Genomic DNA, 3,119 nt, shown 5'->3' with positions numbered 1-3,119 from the left:
CCGATCATACTGATATCACAGTTCTGTAAATTATCAATTTCGGGAGTAATCCCCTCCGCACACCATTCATGCGTGTTTGAACACTGCATAACATCTAAGTCATAGCGGAAAATATAGGCTCGATCGGCACCTACAAATTGCGCCATCTCCTGTAGCGATGGTTGGATCGCCTCTTCCGCCCGTTCAATAGGGAGATTCAGGTATTCAGTCGCAATCTTTATTAACAAGTTTTCAGTGCTTATGTCCGCGTCAACTTGTTTTACTTCATTCGAGTTCATCTAAAGCGTGGGCCTTTGTTTGAGCATAACAACACGGGATTCTAACTTGATATCGTCAAAGGATGGCGCATGAAGGATACCACCTCGAGTGTCGATTCGAGCACGGTATTTCAAGTAAATCTCTCTAGAGAACCAGTACGCAAGCATTGTATCTATTTCTTTTGATGAAACGGGAATAGAAAAGTAATGACCGCTGACAATCGAGTATCCATTACTCAAGTTAGTCAGCATCATCTGGTCATTATCAACTCCTGATATATAGGCTTTCTTTCCAAGGTTACTCGCGGTGTCATAAAAATTGTGTAGATACTTTTGTGCTAATCGATTTTCGTGTGCAAGATGAACCAAACTTCTTCTTAACTTAATCCATTGAAAATCGTCGCTCAACAAGTAATCATGAAAGACCCCCTGTTCGATACCATGAGGCAAACACAACTCAATACCTAGTTCGCGAGCTTCATGAAAAACTAGTTGATGCTTTTCTTTTTCTTCGAGCGGGATTCTTTGTCGAACCGTCAGGATCAAACGATTTAAATCGAATTGGTGTCGCTTTGCAGTCGCACTCAAAAAAGTGAAAAAATCAGAGTTACTGAAGGAGTCACTACATACGGTAATCATGATTTTTAAATCGGGCCAGCATTTTAGATTCGCGTTCTCGTGCCAATCCGATAGGACACGTTCAATCACATGCTGATCAACAACCCCAGATAATCCATTTTTTTCAATATGATAGAAAAGAAATTCAAGTTTACTCGAGTCGTCAAAATACTCATCCCAATACACAAGACAGTCCAGAGCAATGATTTCCGCCCGATCATCGCGAACATTCAAGATTGGTTTATATCGAACCTCGAGTTTACTCGTTTCAATAGCATCAAAAAACGCAGAGAGCTGTTCAATTCGGGTCATAATTGCTCCAGTTTTTCGAAATAGAAACCGACGATCGACCTCATTTCATCGACCACAGTGGCAAGCCTCTGAATTTTATCCATCGCCATAGGATTCTCTGAGGTCGCCATTTGTATTTCCCTTTCAATCGCCGAGGCTTGGTCAGCATGCTCGTGGAGATGCAACGTCATTGCTGTTGATTTAATAATATGAGCAATCCTTCTTGCCTCTCCTGCTGTCATTTTATCTGACGCAGCTTGCTCAATAACTTGCTCAAGACGTGCATGGAATTTGTTGATTTCTTGTCTAATGGTGAAGAGTAAATCACTGACGAAATCACGGTCTCCATCAAACTCGATTAACATCTTTTCTAGCGACATTGCATCTTCCTTTACCTCAACTCATCTTGGATCAAACAAAACTGACTGTGATCCACTAACAGATTTAGCTTTGTAATTCTTTAATATATCTTGGATAGCCTGCGCTCTCCCATAATGATAGCCTTGTCCAGCATGAATGTTGATTTTGCGCAAGATTTGGTGCTCTTTCTCGCTTTCAACACCTTCAGCGAGAAGAGTAAAACCTTCTGCACGCGCTAACATAACTAGGCTTCTCAAAATATTTTGAGTTGTTCGGCAATGAGACACCCTGCTAACAAACGAGCGGTCTAACTTTAATTTTGAGATTGGTAGAGTTAATAAATAATCTAAATTTGAGTAGCCAACGCCAAAATCATCGAGCACTAGCTGAAATCCATGCTCTGCTAGCTGAACAATATTAGAGCGAGCAACCTCACTCATTTGCAACGCGGATGTCTCAGTTAACTCTATTTCGATACGGCTGCAATCAATCTTATAACGGTCGGCCAGCCTACAAAGCGACCGAGCGAAGTCATTCTGTTGCAACTGTTTGGGGCAGATATTGATAGCAATGCGAAGTGATTTAGGAAACTGTCTGATATCCGAGAACACAAGCTCAAATATTCGCATGCCTACTTCGTCCATATATCCTTTCTTCTCGGCGATCAGTAAGAACTCGCTCGGCGGTACGCCGCCCAGAACAGCCGACTTCCAGCGCACAAGCGCTTCAACTCCAATCAATGCGCCCGTTGATAAATCGACTTGTGGTTGATATTGCATAAACATCTCACGAACGAGATCGCCGGAGTGGAGCGCATTGCCTATCTCGAAGGTTCGACTCATCCTTTTGCTTGCATCTTCCGAGAAAAATGACAACTCTGCGAAAGGCCCAGAAGTGGCCAGAAACGTTGCCGCAACTGCATTGTTTATGACGTTCTCTAATGAGTCAGATTCCCCTCGAATCGCCACGCCAACTTTTATCTGTGGGAAGAAAAATCTGCTCCCGCCAGCAACCTGCTGTTTAGCACGAGACAGCTGTTTTATCTCGGAAAAAATCTCACCCAAGAGAGTACGGTCGGTCGATCTTACGGCAAGCGAAAAAAGCGTACTGCTGATCCGCGCGATAATCCCACATTCTGGTTTAAGCTCTTGCAATCGTCTTGCTATATATATCAATGTTTGATCGCCGGCCTCATACCCGCTCATCGTGTTAATTACGTTGAGATTAACAACTTCGAACACCATGACACTTAAGGCATCGGACCCGGAATCCTCACTTTCTTCAAGGCAATTCATAAAACCTTGATAGGTTGGAAGATTTGTCAAATGGTCGAGTAAACCGGATGATATTTCGTTTGTGAGTTTCTGGTCAGTATGACTCGCTCTTATCCGAGATGCGAACGTCATCCGATTAAAAGGTTTGGTAATGTATTCCGAAGCACCCGCTTGAATCACGAGATCCTCAGTGAGATGATCTCGATGTCCAGTGATCACGACTTTCGGAACAAATGCATATGAAGGAGTTTGCTGAAGTGTATTGATAAGCTCAATGGCGGTGCTATCTTCAAGTGAGAAATCAATCACAAATACAGAG

Annotated in this window: 3 protein-coding genes and 1 pseudogene; all 4 read right to left on the bottom strand. The window is 42.9% G+C overall.

Going from position 1 to position 3,119, the window contains the following annotated elements; genetic code table 11:
* Nucleotides 1-278: pseudogene (locus CWE11_RS12115) on the bottom strand (hypothetical protein); the annotation flags it as partial.
* A complete protein-coding gene (locus tag CWE11_RS11890; RefSeq protein WP_126777840.1) occupies nucleotides 279-1,187 on the bottom strand; it encodes an EAL domain-containing protein in 909 nt (302 codons plus the stop codon).
* Nucleotides 1,184-1,546, bottom strand: coding sequence for an Hpt domain-containing protein (locus tag CWE11_RS11885; protein WP_126777839.1), 363 nt, complete (start codon nucleotides 1,544-1,546; stop codon nucleotides 1,184-1,186). The genes CWE11_RS11890 and CWE11_RS11885 overlap by 4 nt, the downstream gene beginning before the upstream one ends.
* Nucleotides 1,547-1,567: 21 nt before the next feature.
* The coding region (locus CWE11_RS11880) for an EAL domain-containing response regulator (protein WP_133306948.1) at nucleotides 1,568-3,119 on the bottom strand (1,552 nt) is incomplete at its 5' end.

It is taken from the genome of Aliidiomarina sanyensis (assembly GCF_003987175.1).
Lineage (GTDB): Bacteria > Pseudomonadota > Gammaproteobacteria > Enterobacterales > Alteromonadaceae > Aliidiomarina > Aliidiomarina sanyensis.
The sequence above is the reverse complement of the archived record's forward strand: the minus strand, read 5'-3'. Positions and strand labels throughout refer to the sequence as shown.

What these genes read in the sequence shown, in the direction of transcription:
- CWE11_RS11890 (WP_126777840.1), bottom strand. Translation starts at nt 1,187, where the DNA reads ATGACCCGAATTGAACAGCTCTCTGCGTTTTTTGATGCTATTGAAACG.
- CWE11_RS11885 (WP_126777839.1), bottom strand. Translation starts at nt 1,546, where the DNA reads ATGTCGCTAGAAAAGATGTTAATCGAGTTTGATGGAGACCGTGATTTC.